We start from the raw sequence: 16658 nt of genomic DNA on the forward strand, positions 1-16658 counted from the left end.
ACCTTCGGGTGAGCCGGGGTTCGGCGTATGGCGGAGTCTTTCGGCTCCGGGATTGTCGGCCCGCGTGCTCCCCGCTAAGCTGAAAGCAATCAGACAACAAGCGTTATCAGAATGGGTGGGGTCATGACGCAATCCGATGAGCGGATGTCGCGGGTGGAGATGGACAACATCGACAGCAGCTTCTTCGCGCGTTCCCTGCTCTCGATGGGGCAGACGATGAGCACGACGAACGTCATCATGCAGCTCGCCAATCCGGCGGTCGGCTACGGTGTCGCGCACAGCAAGGTCGAGAACGGGCGGCTCGACAAACATCCGGTCAAACGCGCACGGACCACCGCGTCGTATCTGGCGGTCGCGATTCTCGGCAACGCCGACGACCGGCGCCGGTACCGGCACGCCGTCAACCGCCAGCACGCGCAGGTGCGCTCCGACGAGAACAGTCCCGTGGAGTACAACGCGATGAACACCGACCTGCAGCTCTGGGTCGCGGCGTGCCTCTACCTCGGGTGGGAGGACATCTACGAGCGTGTCCACGGACCGCTGCAGGGCGCGGATCGCGAGAAGTTCTACCAGCAGGGCAAGGTCTGCGGGACGACGCTGCAGATGCCGGCCGAGGCGTGGCCCGCCACGCGCGACGAGTTCACCACCTACTGGGACGACCAGGTCTCGCGCATCGAGATCAGCGACGAGATCCGGGACTTCCTCCTCGACATCGCCAATTTCGGTTACGCGCCGGAACGCATCCAGGAGAAGTACGGTCCGGTCAAACTGCGGCGGACCATCGGCTATCTGCCGCAGCCGTTCCGCGACGCACTCCGGGTCGAGTGGACCGACGAGGATCAGGCGTGGTTCGACGGCTACGTCGGCCGGTTGGTGGAGAAAGAGCGTCGCACTCCGCTGTGGGTGTCGCAGTTGGGTTTCCGGCTCCTGCTGGCCGATGTCCGGCTTCGGGTCAAGATGGGGCGGCCGCTCGTCTAGGAGGCGCCGGCGCCGCTCCGGCGCGCGGCCAGGAAGGCGAGTGTTCCGGCGCCCAGGCACGCAACGGCGCCGACCGCGAGACCGACGCGCGCGCCGAATGTCTCGATGATCGGGCCGACGATCGGACCACCGATCGGCGTCGAGCCCATGAACGCCACCGACCACAGCGCCATGACCCGGCCCCGCATCCGCGGTTCGGAATTGAGCTGCAGGGTCGCGTTTCCCGTCGACATGAAGGTGACACTCAACCAGCCGACCCCGAAGAGTGCGCAGATCGCCGTCGGGAGGTTCGGGGCGAGTGCGGTCGCCGCGACGGCGACCCCGAAGCCGAAGGCCGCCAGCGTGAGTGGGCGCAGTCCGGTGTTCCCGCGAGCCGCGACCACGAGTCCGCCGACGACCGCACCCACTCCCATCGCCGACGTCATGAAACCGAGGGCTTGCGGCCCGCCGTCGAACACGAAGTCCGCGGCGGCGGGCAGCGTGACCGGGAAGTTGTACGTCAGGGTGCCGACGAGCGCCATCGTGGCGAGCGGGATCCACAGCACAGGACGACTCCGCACGTATCGAAGACCCTCGCGCAGCTGGCCTTTGGCGCGCGGAACCGGTGATTCGGCGGTGATCTTCGACGAGTCGAGCGCAAGCAGCGACGCGACCACGGCGATGAAGCTGACCGCGTTGATCGCGAAGCACAGACCGGAACCGACGAGGGCCAGGATCACCCCGGCCACCGCCGGGCCCACGGCGCGAGCGGCGTTCACCATGACCGAGTTGAGGGTGACCGCGTTGCGGATGAGGTCCTTGCCGACGATCTGATGGATGAACGCCTGTCGCGCCGGCTGTTCGAAGGCGTGGCCGAGCCCGAGCATCACCGCCAGCACGCCGACGTGCCAGACCTGCACCACCCCGGTGAGGGTGACGGCGGCGAGCGCCGCGGCCAGCAGCCCCATCATCGACTGCAGGACGATGAGCAGGCGTCGGCGGTCGACGCGATCGGCGATAACGCCCGCGTACGGCCCGAAGAGCAGAACCGGTAGCGCCTGCAGAGCGACGATGAGTCCCAGGACGGACGCCGATCCGCTGAGCGTCAGCACGAGCCACGCCTGCGCCGTCGCCTGCATCCACGAACCCGTCATCGAGACGGCCATGCCGGCGTAGAACAGGCGGTAGTTGGGGATGCGCAACGACGCGAACATGCTCGTCCGGTCGGCGTCGTCAGGGCGACGACCGCCCGGTTCGCGCTCCCGCGGCACGTCTCCGATCTCGGGAACACGGTCGTCGGTCATCGACGACCATCGTAGGCGCGTGCGCCTCCACCCAGGGGCCCGCCTCCAGTAGGGTCGGCGGGATGACGCAGACGGTGATCGTGTCGGGCGGGACGGGCGGCCTGGGGTCGGCGGTCACCCGCACGTTGCTCGACGACGGATGGCGCGTGGTGGTGCCCGGGCGCACCGAAGCCGGGTTGTTCCGCCTCCCGGAATCGGACCGGCTGGTCGGTGTGCACGCCGACCTCTTCGACGAGGAGTCGGTCGCCGAGGTCGTGGCGATCGCCGCGAGCGACGCGTCGGCGCCGGTGACCGCGGTGGTGAACCTGGTGGGCGGGTTCGCGATGGGGGAGCGGGTCGACGCGACGCCGGTCGACGAGTTCGAGCGACTGCTCCGGCTCAACCTGCGGCCGCTGTATCTGCTGTCCGCGGCGGCCATTCCGAGGATCATCGAGGCCGGCGGCGGGTCGATCGTCGGGGTGTCGGCGAAGGCGGCGTTCGCACCCTTCTCCGGTGCGGCCGGGTACATCACGTCGAAAGCTGCGGTGTGGGCGTTCATCAGTGCGCTCGCCGCCGAGTACAAGTCCGACGGCATCCGGGCCAATGCGATCCTGCCGTCGGTGATCGACACCCCGGGCAACCGCGCTAGTCAGCCGGATTCGTCGCGGGCGGGCTGGGTGTCGCCGGAATCGATCGCGCAGACGATCTCGTTCCTGGTCTCCGACGCCTCGAGTGCGATCACCGGCGCGCAGGTCCCGGTGCCGGGCGTCGGCTGAGTTCCACGCGATCAGCGGATCGGACGCACAGTCGACGGGTTGTGAAAGCTGTTGGGGTGCTGATGATCAGGTGCCGGTGGTCGCGCGACCCGGCCGCGCGTGCACATAGGCTTCGACGACGGTGCGCATCACCGGTTTTCCGTCACCGTTGCGCAGCTCCGCCGACGAGGTGACCAGAGCGCGGGCACGGTCGTCGAACTCGATCGCGTCGATGACAGTCGATCCGGTGAGGGTGTCGCCGGGGCGGACGGGACGCAGGAACTCCACGTCGCCCAGTCGCTTGCCCGCGATCACCCGCCAATTATTCAGCACGCCGGTGACATTGAGCCTCTGGTAGATCGACATCGTGTGCAACCCACTGGCGATCAGCCCGCCGTAGGGGCCGCGTTCGGCAACGGCCTTGTCCACGTGAAAGTCCTGCGGATCCCATGCGCGGGCGAAGTCGAGCAGTTCGTCTTCGCTGACGTGATGCGTGCCGAACTCGAAGATCTGGCCCACGGACAGGTCATCGGCCCACAAGCGGTCCGATGCGTCGCTCACCTCAGGTCTGCCGCGATCTTCGGCCAGGTGGTCTCGAGGTCGCGTTCCCAGTAACCCCAGGAGTGGGTGCCGCTCGGCCGGAAGGTGACCTCGTGCGGCACCTTGAGCGCCCGCATGCGCGACACCATCTGCTTGGTGCACTCGTTGACCGCGGCCTCGATGATGCCGCCGATGACCATCTGGTTGGCCAATGTCAGCGGATCGCCGGCGACCAGCGGTGCCTCGAGCCGGTCGAACTGTCCGGGCATGCCGGTGCCGCTGGTCATGTAGACCTTGGTGCCGCGCAGCTTGTCCGCGTGGATGTACGGGTCGTTGTCCCGCCACCCGGCCGAATTGACCGGTCCCCACATGTTGTTCAGGTTGCCCTGCCCGCGGTCGGCGACGACCATCCGGATGTAGGCCTGTCCCACCGGGTCGCTGGTACGCGCGCACCCGCTGTAGGCGGCGGCTGACCGGTAGAGCTTCGGTGCGGCGATCGCGAGGTTGAGCACCGACGTCCCGGCCATCGAGATCCCGGCGATCGCGTTGACCTTGGTGGTGTCGAATTCCTTGTCCACCAGCGGCGGGAGCTCCTTGGTGAGGAACGTCGTCCACTTGTTGCGGCCGAGTACCGGATCGTCGTGCTGCCAGTCGGTGTAGTAGGAGAACGCGCCGCCGATCGGTGTGACGACGTTGACCTCTTTGTCGGAGAAGAACTTCGCATACTGGGTCTTGGCCGCCCAGGTAGCCGAGTCCTCGCCGCCGCCGGCGCCGTTGAGCAGGTAGAGCGTGGGGCGCGGCTTGGTGGTGTCCTTGGGGCGCAACACGTTGACGGGGATGAGTTTGCGCATCGCCGCCGAGTAGACGATGAGTGTCGACTGCTGGGCGGAGTCGTGGACCACGGTGTCGATGCGAGCGCGATCGGGATCGGGGGTGGGCTCGGCCAGCGCGGCCGGAGCCCATCCGGCGGTCGCGACCGCAACGGCACATCCGACGACGCACAGTCGTCGCAACCAGGAGGATCGCACCACTAGCCCCTTCTGTTAACAGAATTCTCAGACGTAACAAAGGTAGCCGAGTTCGAGTGGCGCTCCCAAGTCGAGAAGGTGCTCGTCACCCAGTTGTGACGTCACGTTCGAGGGGAGAACCCGATTACTTGACGCGATCCTTGAGCAGGAGCCGGACGGTGAGTTCGAGCCGGTTCGTGACGTCGGTCGCCGACGCGCGACGGGTCAGCCACTGCACCAGGTTCGACATCCACACATCGGAGAGGACGCGCGCGATCGCGAGATCTTCCTCGGTGGGTTCGCCGTCGTCGACGATCGCTCCGGCGAGGAGCCGGTCGATGATCCCGGCGACCTGGTCGACCTCGGCGGTCGCCGACGCGTCGGCGAACATGAACGCACGCGTCATCGCCTCGGTGAGGAGCGGATCGCGCTGCATGGCGAAGGTGATCATGTCCAGGACGTGACGGAGGCGGTCGATCGCGGTGTCGCCGCGCAACTGCGAACGATCGACCTTCGACTCGACTCGCTCGAACTCGCGGGCGAGCGCGGTGACGAGAAGGTGGACCTTCGACGGGAAGTAGCGGTACAGCGTCCCGACGGCGACGTCGGCCTTGTCGGCGACGGTGCGCATCTGCACGGCGTCGTATCCGCCCTTGGACGCCAGCGCGAGGGTGGCGTCGAGGATGCGGCGGCGGCGTTCGCGCTGCGCGGTGGAGCCGGCTTCGGGCGAGGCGGCCGACGCCGCAGCCCCGTTGGGGGCGTCGACCGCGGCGTTGCCGGGTGCAGAACGGGCCATGTGCTCTCGAACATCCTCACGTGATCAAACGTCTCAATGGGTGGATCGTGGGTGGCTACCCGATCCAAGTACACCCATGGCATATTAGAACAGGTTCTAATTATTCGTCACAACTCGACATACAGGGATTGCCAGTGACAATCGCCACGTCTTCCGAGCAGATCGCGGTCCGTGACAGCATCGCGTCCTGGGCGCGCTCCACCAGTGTGACCGACATCGTGCGGTCCGACCTCGACAAGCCGAGCGACCAGTGGACCGGTCTATTTTCGCAGATCGCCGATCTGGGCGTGTTCGCCGCAGCGGTCCCCGAGGCGTCCGACGGTCTCGGTGCGAGTTTCCTCGACGTGGCCGCCATGCTCGAGCAGTGCGGGGTCGATCTCGTCCCCGGCCCGCTCGGTCCGACGGTGACCGCGGCGATCGCGCTGGCGGTTCGCCGTTCAGATTCGGCGAAGGGTGACGACGACCCGGGTGCCGCGCTGTTGGCGGAGGTGCTGGCCGGATCGGTGCCGGTGGTGACGCCCGCGACGAGCCACGCCGGGACGGGTCTCGTCCTGGCCGACGGCGAACTCGACCTCGGGCTCGTCGCCGGCTACGTCGAGGGCTGTGCCGTGCTGGTCGAATTCGGGACCGACGATCGGGAACGGTCCTGGTGGATCATCCCGCCGGGTGCGGGAGTCGCCGACGTCACGCCGCAGACCCCGCTCGACGGAACCGCGTCGGTCAGCCACGTGACCCTGTCCGGGGTCGCCGTCGAGGACCTCGTCGAACTGGGCGACGGGACGTTCGTCGCGGGCCTCTTGTCGGCGACGCTGGCCGCCTATCAGAGCGGCGTCACCCGGTGGGCCCTCGACGCCGCCGTCGACTACGCGAAGGTCCGCACCCAGTTCGGCGTGCCGATCGGATCGTTCCAGGCGATCAAGCACATCTGCGCCGAGATGCTGTGCCGCAGCGAACGCGTCACCGCGGTCGCGTGGGATGTCGCCGGCGCGGTCGACGACGTGCTCGCGGCCGGGACGGGGGACGAGCTCGCTCCGGCGCTCGAGCAACTCGAGATCAGCAGGCTGGCGGCCGACGTCGTGGTGGGCCGCGACCCGGTCGCCAACACCAAGGACTGCGTTCAGGTCCTCGGCGGCATCGGGTTCACCTTCGAGCACGACGCTCACCTGTATCTGCGCGCCGCACTCGCCGCGCAGGCGTCGCTCGCGAACGCGTCGTCGCACGCCGCCACCCTCGCCCGGCGCGGGCTCGCGGGGGCGCGACGGCGCTTCCGTCTGGACCTCTCGCAGGTCGAGGACCGGCGCGACGAGGTCCGCACCACCGTCGCGAGGATCGCCGACGCCGAACCCGACGATCGTCGCCGTCTCCTCGCCGAGACCGGCTACCTGACCCCGCATTGGCCTGCACCGCACGGTCTGGGGGCGGATGCTGCGATGCAGCTGCTGATCGACACCGAGCTCGAGGCGGCCGGGATCGACCGGCCCGACCTGGTGATCGGCGCATGGGCGATCCCGACGATCCTGGAACACGGCACCGACGCGCAGCGCGAGCGGTTCGTCGCCCCGACGCTGGCCGGCGACATCGTGTGGTGCCAGCTGTTCTCCGAACCCGAGGCCGGCTCGGACCTGGCCGCGTTGCGCACACGGGCGGAACGGGTCGACGGTGGCTGGCGCCTGGACGGCCAGAAGATCTGGACCTCGCAGGCGCACAACGCCCGGTGGGCGATCTGCCTCGCGCGCACCGATCCCGAAGCGCCGAAGAACAAGGGCATCACCTACTTCCTCGTCGACATGGGTTCGCCGGGCATCGACATCCGGCCGCTGCGCGAGCTCTCCGGGCGGGCCAACTTCAACGAGGTCTTCCTCGACGGTGTGGTCGTGCCGGATGACTGTGTCGTCGGCGAGATCAACGGCGGCTGGCGGCTGGCCCGCACCACCCTCGCGAACGAGCGGGTGGCGATGGGCGGTACCGGCCTCGGCAAGGAGATGGAGTCGCTGCTCTCGCAGGTGCGGTCGATGGATCGGGAGCTGACCGCCGAGGAGCTAGCGTCGCTCGGCACCCAGCTCGCCGACGCCCACGTCGGCCGGGTCCTCGACGCGAGGGCGGCGACCAGGCAACTGGCCGGGCTCGACCCCGGTGCGTTGTCGAGCGTGCGCAAGCTGATCGGCGTCGAACATCGCCAATCGGTACCCGATCTCGCGCTGCGGCTCCTGGGGGTCGCGGGTCTGGCGGCGACCGAGGCGTCCGATGCGGTCCTGCAGAACCGCTGCCTCTCGATCGCGGGCGGCACCACTCAGATCCTGCGCACGGCCGCGGCGGAACGCATTCTCGGTTTGCCGCGGTAACCGGCTGCGGCGAAAGTGCCGAAACCGCAGATAAGCGCCGATTCCGACACCCTTGCGCGCGGACTCTGATACAACTAGAACAGGTTCTAGTTCTTGACGGGTTCATGGTGAGGGAGGCACAGGGTGGACTTTGCCCTGGACGGCACGGCGATCGCGGTTCGCGATGTCGCCGAGGACGTGTTCGCGCGACGACAGCCCGACTGGGAGTCGACGTTCGGTGGGCGTCATTCCGGTGGGACGGCAGCGGCCGAGCAGGAGGCGACCCGCGGCGGGTTCGAGGCCGATGGCTGGCAGGCGCTCGTCGACGCCGGACTGCTCGCCCTGCCCCTGCCGGCCTCGCTCGACGGTGACGAGGTCGACGAGTCGGGTCTGCTCCCGTTGTTCCGCCGGATGGGCCGGGCCGCGGCGGTGACGCCGGCGCTCGGATCGCTGACCGCGGCGCTAGTGTTCGCCAGGGCCGACGCCCAGGACGGCGAGGGATCGGTGTGGTCGCGGTTCGGGGGTTCGCTCACCGGCGGCAGTTGGGTGTCGGTGGCGATCGGCGAACACGGCGACGCCCTGACGGCGCATCCGCGGACCTCGGTCCGTGACGGGCGGCTCACCGGCACGAAGGTCGGCGTCCTGCACGCCGACGGTGCCTCGCTGTTCCTGGTGGCCGCCGATGCCGGTGTCGTCGCCGTCTCGCCCGCCGCCGACGGGGTCACCATCACGCGCACGCCGACCTCGAGCGGCTGGGGTGAGTACACGGTGGCCTTCGACGACGTACCCGTCGACGACGCCGACATCGTGGTCCGCGACCTCGCGATCCTCCGTGATCGCTACCGCCTGGCGCTGTGCGCCTACGCCGACGGCCTGGTCGCCGGCGCCACCCGACTGACCGCCGACCACGTCTCCACGCGCGAGCAGTTCGGCAAGCCGATCGCCTTGTTCCAGGCGGTGGGCCAGCAGCTCGCCGACATCTACGTCGTCGGCCGGTCGATGGAACTCGCGACCACCTCGGCGGCCTGGCGGTTGTCCGAAGGTCTGGACGCCGCAACCGATCTCGCGATCGCCGCCTACTGGCTGGCCGAGGAGGTCCCGCCGACCACGCGGACGATGACCCACCTGCACGGCGGCATCGGCGTCGACATCACCTATCCGCTTCACCGCTACTTCTCGCTCACCAAAGACCTCGCGCGTCTGGTGGGCGGAGCGCACGTGCGGCTCGACGAGCTCGCCGACATCACCGACGTCCCCGCCGACGACACCCGTATCGCAGAGGTGCCCGATGTTCATTGATCTCACCCCCGAACAGCGCGCGCTGCGCGCGGAACTGCGCGAGTACTTCGCCGACCTCGTCACTCCCGACGAGGCAGCGGTGATGCTGACCGAACGCCACGGCCCGACCTACCGCAAGGTCATCAAGCGGATGGGTGACGACGGCTGGTTGGGCGTCGGCTGGCCGACGGAGTTCGGCGGCAAGGGTTTCGGTGAGATCGAACAGCAGATCTTCACCAACGAGGCCGTGCGCGCCGACGTCCCGCTGCCGGCGGTGACGCTGCAGACCGTCGGGCCGACGCTGCAGGTCCACGGCACCGAGGAGCAGAAGCAGAAGTTCCTGCCCGCGATCCTGGCCGGTGATGTGCACTTCGCCATCGGGTACACCGAACCCGAGGCCGGCACCGACCTGGCGTCGTTGACCACCACCGCCGTCCGCGACGGCGACCACTATGTGGTCAACGGCCAGAAGATCTTCACGACCGGCGGTCACGACGCCGACTACATCTGGCTCGCCGTCCGCACCGATCGGGATGCTCCCAAGCACAAGGGCATCTCGATCCTCATCGTCGACACCTCCGACCCCGGTTTCACGTGGACGCCGATCATCACCGCCGACGGCGCGCACCACGTGAATGCCACCTACTACCAGGATGTTCGGGTTCCGGTGTCGATGCGGGTCGGCGAGGAGGGGGGCGGGTGGAAGCTGATCACCACCCAGCTCAATCACGAGCGCGTCATGCTCGGCCCCGCCGGTCGTATCGACGGACTCGCGGCCCGGGTGCGTGCCTGGGCGCAGCGGCCGGGCCCCGACGGGACGGTCATCGCCAAGCATCCCGACGTCCGTCGCGCGCTCGCGACCATCGACGCCTACGGCCGCATCAACGAGTTGCTTAACTGGCAGGTGGCCGCGACAGGTGAGGCCATCTCGATGGCCGACGCGGCGGCCACCAAGGTGTTCTCGACCGAACGCATCCAGACCGTCTGCCGGATGGTCGACGAGATCATCGGGCGCTACGGCGATTTCGCCGATCCGGAGACCGCGGCGCTGGTGAACTGGCTCGACGTCCAGGAGAAGCGTCACGTCGTCATCACGTTCGGCGGTGGCGTCAACGAGGTCATGCGCGACATGATCGCGACCGCCGGCCTCGGACTCCCGCGGGCCAAGCGGTGAGCGCGCCCGAGCTCGCCCGCGACGGCGTCGCCGGAGACGAGGCGATCCGAGCCGCCGCGCAGGAGATCATCGACGCCGGACCGAGCGCACCGGTCGCCGGGCGGGACCCGATCAATCAGCCCATGATCAACAACTGGGTCGAGGCGATGGGCGACACGAACCCCGTCTACACCGACGACGCGGCGGCCCGGGATGCCGGCCATCCCGGCATCGTCGCGCCGCCCGCGATGGCGCAGGTGTGGACGATGCGCGGCCTTCACGGGGTGCGGACCGCGGACGATCCGCTGGGTCGCGCGAGCGAACTCTTCGACGAGGCCGGCTTCACCTCGGTGGTGGCCACCAACTGCGACACCGTCTATCACCGCTACACCCGCCCGGGCGAGGAGGTCGCGCTGTCGGCCGAACTCGTCGAGGTCGTCGGGCCGAAGAACACCGCGCTCGGCGAGGGCTGGTTCTTCACCACCCGCAACGTCTGGTCGGTCGGCGGAGACGACGGGGCGCGTGAGGTCGTCGCCGAGATGCGGTTCCGCATCCTGAAGTTCCGCCCCGCCGCACGCGCTGCCGCCGAGCCGGTTTCCGACGCCGGGGTGCCCGACGATCTCGACCCGGCTCGCTTGCTCAAGCCGAGCGCGTCGAGAGACACCGCCTTCTTCTGGGAGGGCGTCGCCGCCCACGAGTTGCGCATCCAGCGCGACGGCGACGGTGCACTGCGGCATCCGCCGGTCCCGGCGACCTGGAAGCCGCGCGAGGCCGACGGAACCGTCCCGCCAACGGATTACGTGGTCGCGGCCGGTACCGGCACCGTCTACAGCTATGTCGTGCATCGAGCGCCGAAGGTGCCCGGGCGGCGGTTGCCGTTCGTCGTGGCCCTCGTCGAACTCGACGAGGGAATCCGTATGCTCGGTGAGCTCCGGGGCGTCGAACCGGAGGAGGTGGCCATCGGCATGCCGGTGCGCGCCACCTATCTGGATTTTCCGGCCGATGACGAGGCCGGGACCCCGGCCTGGACCCTGCACGCGTGGGAGCCGGCCGTGCCTACCGAAGGGGAGCCCGCATGACGAGCGTTGCCACCGACCCCGCTGCCGTCGGAACGACGCTGCCGGCGTTGACGATCGAGGCGACCCCGACGTTCGTCGTGGCGACCGCGCTCGCCACACGCGACTTCCAGGACGTGCACCATGATCGCGATCTCGCGCAGGCGAAGGGGTCCAAGGACATCTTCGTCAACATCCTCACCGACACCGGGCTGGTCGAGCGGTTCGTGACCGATTGGGCTGGCCCGACCGCCCGAATCCGCTCCATCGCGCTGAAACTCGGTGTGCCCTGGTACGCCTACGACACGGTCACCTTCACCGGCGAGGTCACCGCGGTCGACGCCGGGGTCATCACCGTCGCCGTGACCGGGACGAATTCGCTGGGCAAGCACGTCATCTCGACCGTCACGCTCACGATCGGTGCGACCGAACCCGACACGGTCGGTTCGCCCGCGGGTCGAGGGGAGGGACTCTGATGGGATCACTGTCCGGTCAGGCGGTCATCGCCGGCATCGGTGCCACGGAGTTCTCCAAGGATTCCGGGCGCAGCGAACTCCGGCTCGCCGCGGAGGCGGTGTCGGCGGCGATCGCCGACGCCGGTCTCACACCCGCCGACGTCGACGGTCTCGTCACGTTCACGATGGACACCAACAGCGAGATCTCCGTCGCCCGGGCAGTGGGGATCGGGGATCTGACCTACTTCTCGCGGATCCACTACGGCGGTGGTGCGGCGTGTGCCACGGTGCAGCAGGCCGCGATGGCGGTGGCCACGGGTGTCGCCGACGTCGTGGTGGCCTACCGCGCATTCAACGAACGGTCGGGACTGCGCTTCGGGCAGGTCAATTCGGCGGTGGCGAACCAGGAGAACTCCTCGGGTACTGAGAACGCCTTCACCTATCCGCACGGGTTGTCGACACCGGCCGCGTTCGTCGCGATGATCGCGCAGCGCTACATGCACGACTTCGGTGCCACCAGTGAGGATTTCGGGCGGATCGCCGTCGTCGACCGCAAACACGCGGCGGTGAACCCGGACGCGTTCTTCTACGACAAGCCGATCACCCTGGAAGACCACCAGAACTCGCGGTACATCGCCGAGCCGCTGCACCTCCTCGACTGCTGCCAGGAATCCGACGGCGGTGTCGCGCTGGTGATCGTGTCCCCGGAACGCGCGAAAGACCTGCCGCACAAGCCCGCCGTGATCGCGGCCGCCGCGGCCGGCAGTGCTGCCGACCAGTACATCATGACCAGCTATTACCGGGACGAGCTCGCCGGTCTGCCGGAGATGGGGCTCGTCGGCCGGCAGCTGTGGTCGCAGTCGGGTCTGAACCCCGACGACATGGACATGGCGATCCTCTACGACCACTTCACCCCGTACACACTCCTGCAGCTCGAGGAGCTGGGATTCTGCGGTCGGGGCGAGGCCAAGGACTTCGTCCGGGAACCGGGTGCCCTCGAGGTGGGTGGCCGGTTGCCGCTGAACACGCACGGCGGCCAGCTGGGCGAGGCCTACATCCACGGCATGAACGGGATCGCCGAAGGGGTCCGGCAGATCCGCGGGACCTCGGGCAACCAGGTCGAGGCGGCCGAGAAGGTCGTCGTGACCGCCGGAACCGGCGTTCCCACAAGTGGATTGGTGCTGACCGCATGACAGCTGCCGATCCGACGCACTTGCACTCGAATTCACTCCGTATGACCAAGGAGCGCGCACGATGAAGTTCAACCTCGCGAATGTCTTCGAGACCGTCGCCGACTCGGTGCCCGAGCGGATCGCGCTCAGCTACCAGGGTCGCCAGATCAGCTATGCCGAACTCGACACCCTCTCCAATCAGGTGGCGCATCTGTTCGCCGGCGCGGGGATCGGTGCGTTCGACAACGTCGCGCTGTTCCTGAAGAACAGCATCGAACACGTGACTAGCCTGCTGGGACTGCTGAAGGTGCGCGCGGTCCCGGTCAACGTGAACTACCGCTACACCAACGCCGAACTGCAGTACATCTTCGACAACTCCGACTCCCGCGCGATCATCGTCGAACTGCCGGAGCACCAGCGCAGCGTCGCCGCGCTGCTCGGCGAGACCCCCACCGTGCGAACGGTGTTCGTCATCGGCGACATCGTCGAGGAACTCCGTGCGGCGGTCGCCGACCTGCCCGACGGGCGCGTCGTGGAGATCGTGTCGTTCGCCGACGCGGAGTCCAAGCCGGACGGCCGGGACTTCGAGCCGCGCACCGGCGAAGAGCTCTACCTGCTCTACACCGGCGGTACCACCGGGTACCCGAAGGGTGTCATGTGGCAGCACGACGACTTCTTCCGCAAGCCGCTGTCGGGGGGCAACCCGTACGGCGAGGCCCGCAAGGATCTCGCGGAGATCGGCACGGCGGTCAAGGATTTCCCGCCGATCGCGTTCCTGCTCGCGGCTCCGCTCATGCACGGCGCGGCGTCGTACTCGTTGTTCACGTTCTTCACCCTCGGTGGCCGGCTGGTCATCCAGCGCGACTTCGACCCCGAGGCGATCGTGACCGAGATCGAGAAGGAGAAGGTCAACATCGTCCTCATCGTCGGCGACGCCATGGGCATGCCGCTCGTCGAGGAGCTCGAGAGGCGCAAGGACTCCGTCGATCTGTCGTCGATGTTCTCGATCACCTCCGGCGGCGCGATCTGGTCTCAGCACGTGCGGGACCGGATGCTCGCGGTGAAACCGGATCTGGTGCTGCGCGACAACTTCGGCGCCTCGGAGTCGGGTAACGACGGCGAGATCATGATGGACGAGAACGGGAATCTGAAGGTCCCGCCGACGGACCGGATGATGGTCGTCGACGAACGGCACAACAAGATCGAGCCCGGCTCGGGCGAGGTCGGTTACATCGCGCGCATCGGCAACGTCCCGCTCGGCTACTACAAGGACGAGGAGAAGACGGCGAAGACCTTTCCGACGCTGGCCGACGGCACCCGGATCTCGATCCTGGGCGACATGGGCACCGTGGAGGCCGACGGTTCGATCGTGTTCCTCGGACGTGGTTCGCAGTGCATCAACACCGGCGGCGAGAAGGTCTACGCCGAGGAGGTCGAGGCGGTGCTGCACGCGCATCCGGCGATCGCCGACGCACTCGTCGTCCCGGTTCCCGACGAGAAGTACGGCCAGCGGGTCGCGGCGGTGGTCAACGTCGCCGACGGGGTCGACGAGCCCTCGTTGGAGGAGATCCAGGACCACTGCCGGGAGACCCTCGCCCGCTACAAGGTGCCCCGCACGGTCGTCTTCGTCGACGAGGTCAAGCGGACCCCGGCCGGCAAGGCCGACTACCGCTGGGCCAAGGCCGCGGCCGCAGCGAACGAGGCCGCCCCGGTCTGATCAGCCCTCGAGTGCCAGGCGCACTCCGAGCCCGATCAACGCGACTCCGCCGATCGCTTCGACGCGACGGCGGATTCGTGCGCTCTGCAGCCATCCGGCGATACGGCCCGCGGCGCCCACCAGCACGGTGAAGTACGCGGCGGTCAGCGCGATGTAGATGGCCCCCAACCCTAGGGTCGTCCATCCCGTCGAGTAGCCGTCCGGCACGAAGCCTGGCAAGAGACTGATGAACAGGATGCCGATCTTCGGGTTGAGGATGTTGGTGAGCAGGCCGGCGGTGAAACCGGAGAACAGCAGTCCCGCCTTCCGGCCCGCGGGCGGCTCGACCACGTCCTGCGATGCCGCGAGATCAGGTGCGGCGCGCAGCAGCGCGCGGACCGAGCTGATACCCATCCACACGAGGTAGCATGCCCCGACGATCTTGAGGATCTCGTAACCGGTCTCGCTGGCCTGCAGCAATGCCGACAGGCCCAGGACCGCGGCGGTGACCCAGACCATCAGTCCGCACACGATGCCGGCGGCGGTCCGGAAGGCTTCGCCGCGTCCACCACGGACCACTCCGCGCAGGACCACCAGGGTGTCCGGACCCGGCAGCAGCACGATCAGCGTCGCGGTGACGATGAAGGACAGGAGCGCGGCGAGCATGAAGGTCATGGTAGGAACCGGGGCGCGGGCGAGCGCGCCGGGGCCGGTGGCCCCCACTGCTGGTCGAGCACCGTCGACTGAGCTGCAGCGAGGCCGCGTCCCGTTCTGCTGGCCGAGCAGCGTCGACCGAGCGCAGCGAGGCCGCGGCGTCCCGTTCTGCTGGCCGAGCAGCGTCGACCGAGCGCAGCGAGGCCGCCGCGTCCGTCGAGGTCACCTGGGTCAAGCCACGGACGTCAGCCGCACCACCGCCCACAGTGCGACCACCGCGACGACGAGCGTGGCGGGAACGGTGAGTGCGCCGAGGCGTAGGTACTCGCGGGAGGTCGGGGCGCCCGTGCCCCCGCCGGAGCCGTCGCGGTGCATGATGTCGCGCCACAGCAGGTTGGCCAGCGACCCGAAGTAGGCGAGGTTGGGTCCGAGGTTGACGCCGAGGAGCATCGCCAGGACCAGGCCGGGCTCGTGGGCGACGAGCGGGATGAGCAGCAGGGTGGCGGGCAGGTTGTTCACCAGGTTGGCGAGGACCGCGGCCAGCGCGGCGACCGCGAGCAGCGCGAGGAGTGATGAGTCATCCGGGATGAGGTTGCCGATCCAGTCGCCGATCGGGCCGGTTCGCACCGGGAGGATGACGACACCGAGCACGGCGACGAATCCGAGGAACGGGATGTTCAGGGCCTGCACCGTCTCCCACACAGTGGGCAGCGGTGCGTCGAGCAACCGCGGCACCGTGAAGGCGACCGCGCCCACGCCGGCCACCGCGGCCAACGGGACGCCCAGCGGTTCGGTCACGACGAAGGCGAGCAGCAGCAAGCCGAGCATCACCAGCATGAGGGTGGGGCGGGGCGGCGCATCCACCGGAGCCGGATCGCCGGCGGTCGAATCGGCTGCCGGGGCAGCGCGCGCGAGCGAGTCGGCGAAGTACATCCGGAAGATGAGGTATTCGACGACGATCGCGGCGATCCAGGGTGCCAGCATGACGCCGGTGAAGCCGAGGAAGGTCAGCCCGGTCGCGGAGAACGCCAGGAGGTTGGTCAGGTTCGACACCGGCATGAGGGTCGACGCGGTGTTGGCCAGGTGGGCGTTCGCGAACGCGACCGGGGTCACCGGCGCCCCGATCCGCCGCGCGGTGGCGACGGCGACCGGCGTCAGCAGGACGATCGTGGTGTCGATACTGAGGACCGCGGTCGTCGTCGCCGCGGCCAGGAAGACGATGCGCAACAACCGATGTGGCGAGGCCCGACTCCACCGGGCCAGGAGGGCGCCGATCCAGGTGAAGACCCCGGCGCGGGCACAGGCGTCGGCGATCACCAGCATCGCGGCCAGGAAGCCGATGGTCGGCGCCATCGTGGCGATATCGTCGGCGGCCTGCTCGACGTCGGCCAGGCCGAGCGCGAGGAGCAGCGCGGCGACCGGTGCGGCCACCACAACGGCCGGAACACGCTGGGCGACAACGGTCGCGACGATCACCACGAGCAGGGCGGCGACTCCGACCAGGGTGCCGGCGATGCTGTCCGCGGTGAGTACCAC

The 16658-nt window shown here is 68.6% G+C and carries 15 protein-coding genes; 9 read left to right on the forward strand and 6 right to left on the reverse strand.

The window, feature by feature from the left end; genetic code table 11:
- The first annotated feature begins 111 nt into the window (after positions 1 to 111).
- Complete coding sequence (locus tag ACFUEJ_RS02135; RefSeq protein ID WP_388027306.1) at positions 112 to 978, forward strand: oxygenase MpaB family protein; 867 nt, start codon at positions 112 to 114, stop codon at positions 976 to 978.
- On the opposite strand, the gene ACFUEJ_RS02140 is transcribed toward ACFUEJ_RS02135, so the two are convergent.
- On the reverse strand, positions 975 to 2261 hold the full coding sequence (locus ACFUEJ_RS02140) for an MFS transporter (RefSeq protein ID WP_388027308.1): 1287 nt from the start codon (positions 2259 to 2261) through the stop codon (positions 975 to 977). The two genes, ACFUEJ_RS02135 and ACFUEJ_RS02140, sit on opposite strands and share 4 nt — an antisense overlap.
- A gap of 62 nt (positions 2262 to 2323) precedes the next feature.
- On the opposite strand from ACFUEJ_RS02140, the gene ACFUEJ_RS02145 reads away from it, so the two are divergent.
- A complete protein-coding gene (locus ACFUEJ_RS02145; RefSeq protein ID WP_388027311.1) occupies positions 2324 to 3016 on the forward strand; it encodes an SDR family NAD(P)-dependent oxidoreductase in 693 nt (230 codons plus the stop codon).
- A gap of 66 nt (positions 3017 to 3082) precedes the next feature.
- Here ACFUEJ_RS02145 and ACFUEJ_RS02150 read toward each other — a convergent pair whose 3' ends face one another.
- The 3 genes from ACFUEJ_RS02150 to kstR form a co-directional block, all read right to left on the reverse strand.
- Complete coding sequence (locus tag ACFUEJ_RS02150; protein ID WP_078111659.1) at positions 3083 to 3556, reverse strand: MaoC/PaaZ C-terminal domain-containing protein; 474 nt, start codon at positions 3554 to 3556, stop codon at positions 3083 to 3085.
- Positions 3553 to 4563: an alpha/beta hydrolase family protein gene (locus ACFUEJ_RS02155; RefSeq protein WP_058251408.1), complete on the reverse strand. Its 1011-nt coding sequence runs from the start codon at positions 4561 to 4563 to the stop codon at positions 3553 to 3555. The genes ACFUEJ_RS02150 and ACFUEJ_RS02155 overlap by 4 nt, the downstream gene beginning before the upstream one ends.
- A gap of 124 nt (positions 4564 to 4687) precedes the next feature.
- Positions 4688 to 5338, reverse strand: a complete 651-nt coding sequence (gene kstR / locus ACFUEJ_RS02160) for a cholesterol catabolism transcriptional regulator KstR (RefSeq protein WP_058251190.1) — start codon at positions 5336 to 5338, stop codon at positions 4688 to 4690.
- Between the two features lie 134 nt (positions 5339 to 5472).
- On the opposite strand from kstR, the gene ACFUEJ_RS02165 reads away from it, so the two are divergent.
- From ACFUEJ_RS02165 to ACFUEJ_RS02195, 7 genes are all read left to right on the forward strand, one after another.
- Entirely contained in the window at positions 5473 to 7680 is a 2208-nt protein-coding gene (locus ACFUEJ_RS02165; protein WP_058251189.1) for an acyl-CoA dehydrogenase, read from the forward strand.
- Between the two features lie 123 nt (positions 7681 to 7803).
- Positions 7804 to 8958, forward strand: a complete 1155-nt coding sequence (locus tag ACFUEJ_RS02170; protein ID WP_058251188.1) for an acyl-CoA dehydrogenase family protein — start codon at positions 7804 to 7806, stop codon at positions 8956 to 8958.
- Entirely contained in the window at positions 8948 to 10111 is a 1164-nt protein-coding gene (locus ACFUEJ_RS02175; RefSeq protein WP_058251187.1) for an acyl-CoA dehydrogenase family protein, read from the forward strand. The genes ACFUEJ_RS02170 and ACFUEJ_RS02175 overlap by 11 nt, the downstream gene beginning before the upstream one ends.
- Positions 10108 to 11169, forward strand: coding sequence for a bifunctional MaoC family dehydratase N-terminal/OB-fold nucleic acid binding domain-containing protein (locus ACFUEJ_RS02180; protein WP_058251186.1), 1062 nt, complete (start codon positions 10108 to 10110; stop codon positions 11167 to 11169). The genes ACFUEJ_RS02175 and ACFUEJ_RS02180 overlap by 4 nt, the downstream gene beginning before the upstream one ends.
- The gene (locus ACFUEJ_RS02185; RefSeq protein WP_058251185.1) at positions 11166 to 11621 is read left to right on the forward strand and encodes a MaoC family dehydratase; all 456 of its coding nucleotides are present in this window, start codon (positions 11166 to 11168) and stop codon (positions 11619 to 11621) included. Before ACFUEJ_RS02180 ends, ACFUEJ_RS02185 begins: the two co-directional genes overlap by 4 nt.
- On the forward strand, positions 11621 to 12793 hold the full coding sequence (locus ACFUEJ_RS02190) for a lipid-transfer protein (protein WP_058251184.1): 1173 nt from the start codon (positions 11621 to 11623) through the stop codon (positions 12791 to 12793). The genes ACFUEJ_RS02185 and ACFUEJ_RS02190 overlap by 1 nt, the downstream gene beginning before the upstream one ends.
- A gap of 61 nt (positions 12794 to 12854) precedes the next feature.
- The gene (locus ACFUEJ_RS02195) at positions 12855 to 14489 is read left to right on the forward strand and encodes an acyl-CoA synthetase (protein WP_058251183.1); all 1635 of its coding nucleotides are present in this window, start codon (positions 12855 to 12857) and stop codon (positions 14487 to 14489) included.
- Here the strand turns inward: ACFUEJ_RS02195 and ACFUEJ_RS02200 are convergent, their stop codons facing one another.
- Together ACFUEJ_RS02200 and ACFUEJ_RS02205 are read right to left on the reverse strand one after the other, a co-directional pair.
- Positions 14490 to 15134 (reverse strand): LysE family translocator, encoded by a 645-nt coding sequence (locus ACFUEJ_RS02200; RefSeq protein ID WP_058251407.1) that lies wholly within the window; start codon positions 15132 to 15134, stop codon positions 14490 to 14492.
- 219 nt (positions 15135 to 15353) lie between these two features.
- A complete protein-coding gene (locus ACFUEJ_RS02205) occupies positions 15354 to 16658 on the reverse strand; it encodes an SLC13 family permease (protein ID WP_058251182.1) in 1305 nt (434 codons plus the stop codon).

This window comes from Gordonia sp. NPDC057258 (assembly GCF_042668985.1).
Lineage (GTDB): Bacteria > Actinomycetota > Actinomycetes > Mycobacteriales > Mycobacteriaceae > Gordonia > Gordonia hongkongensis.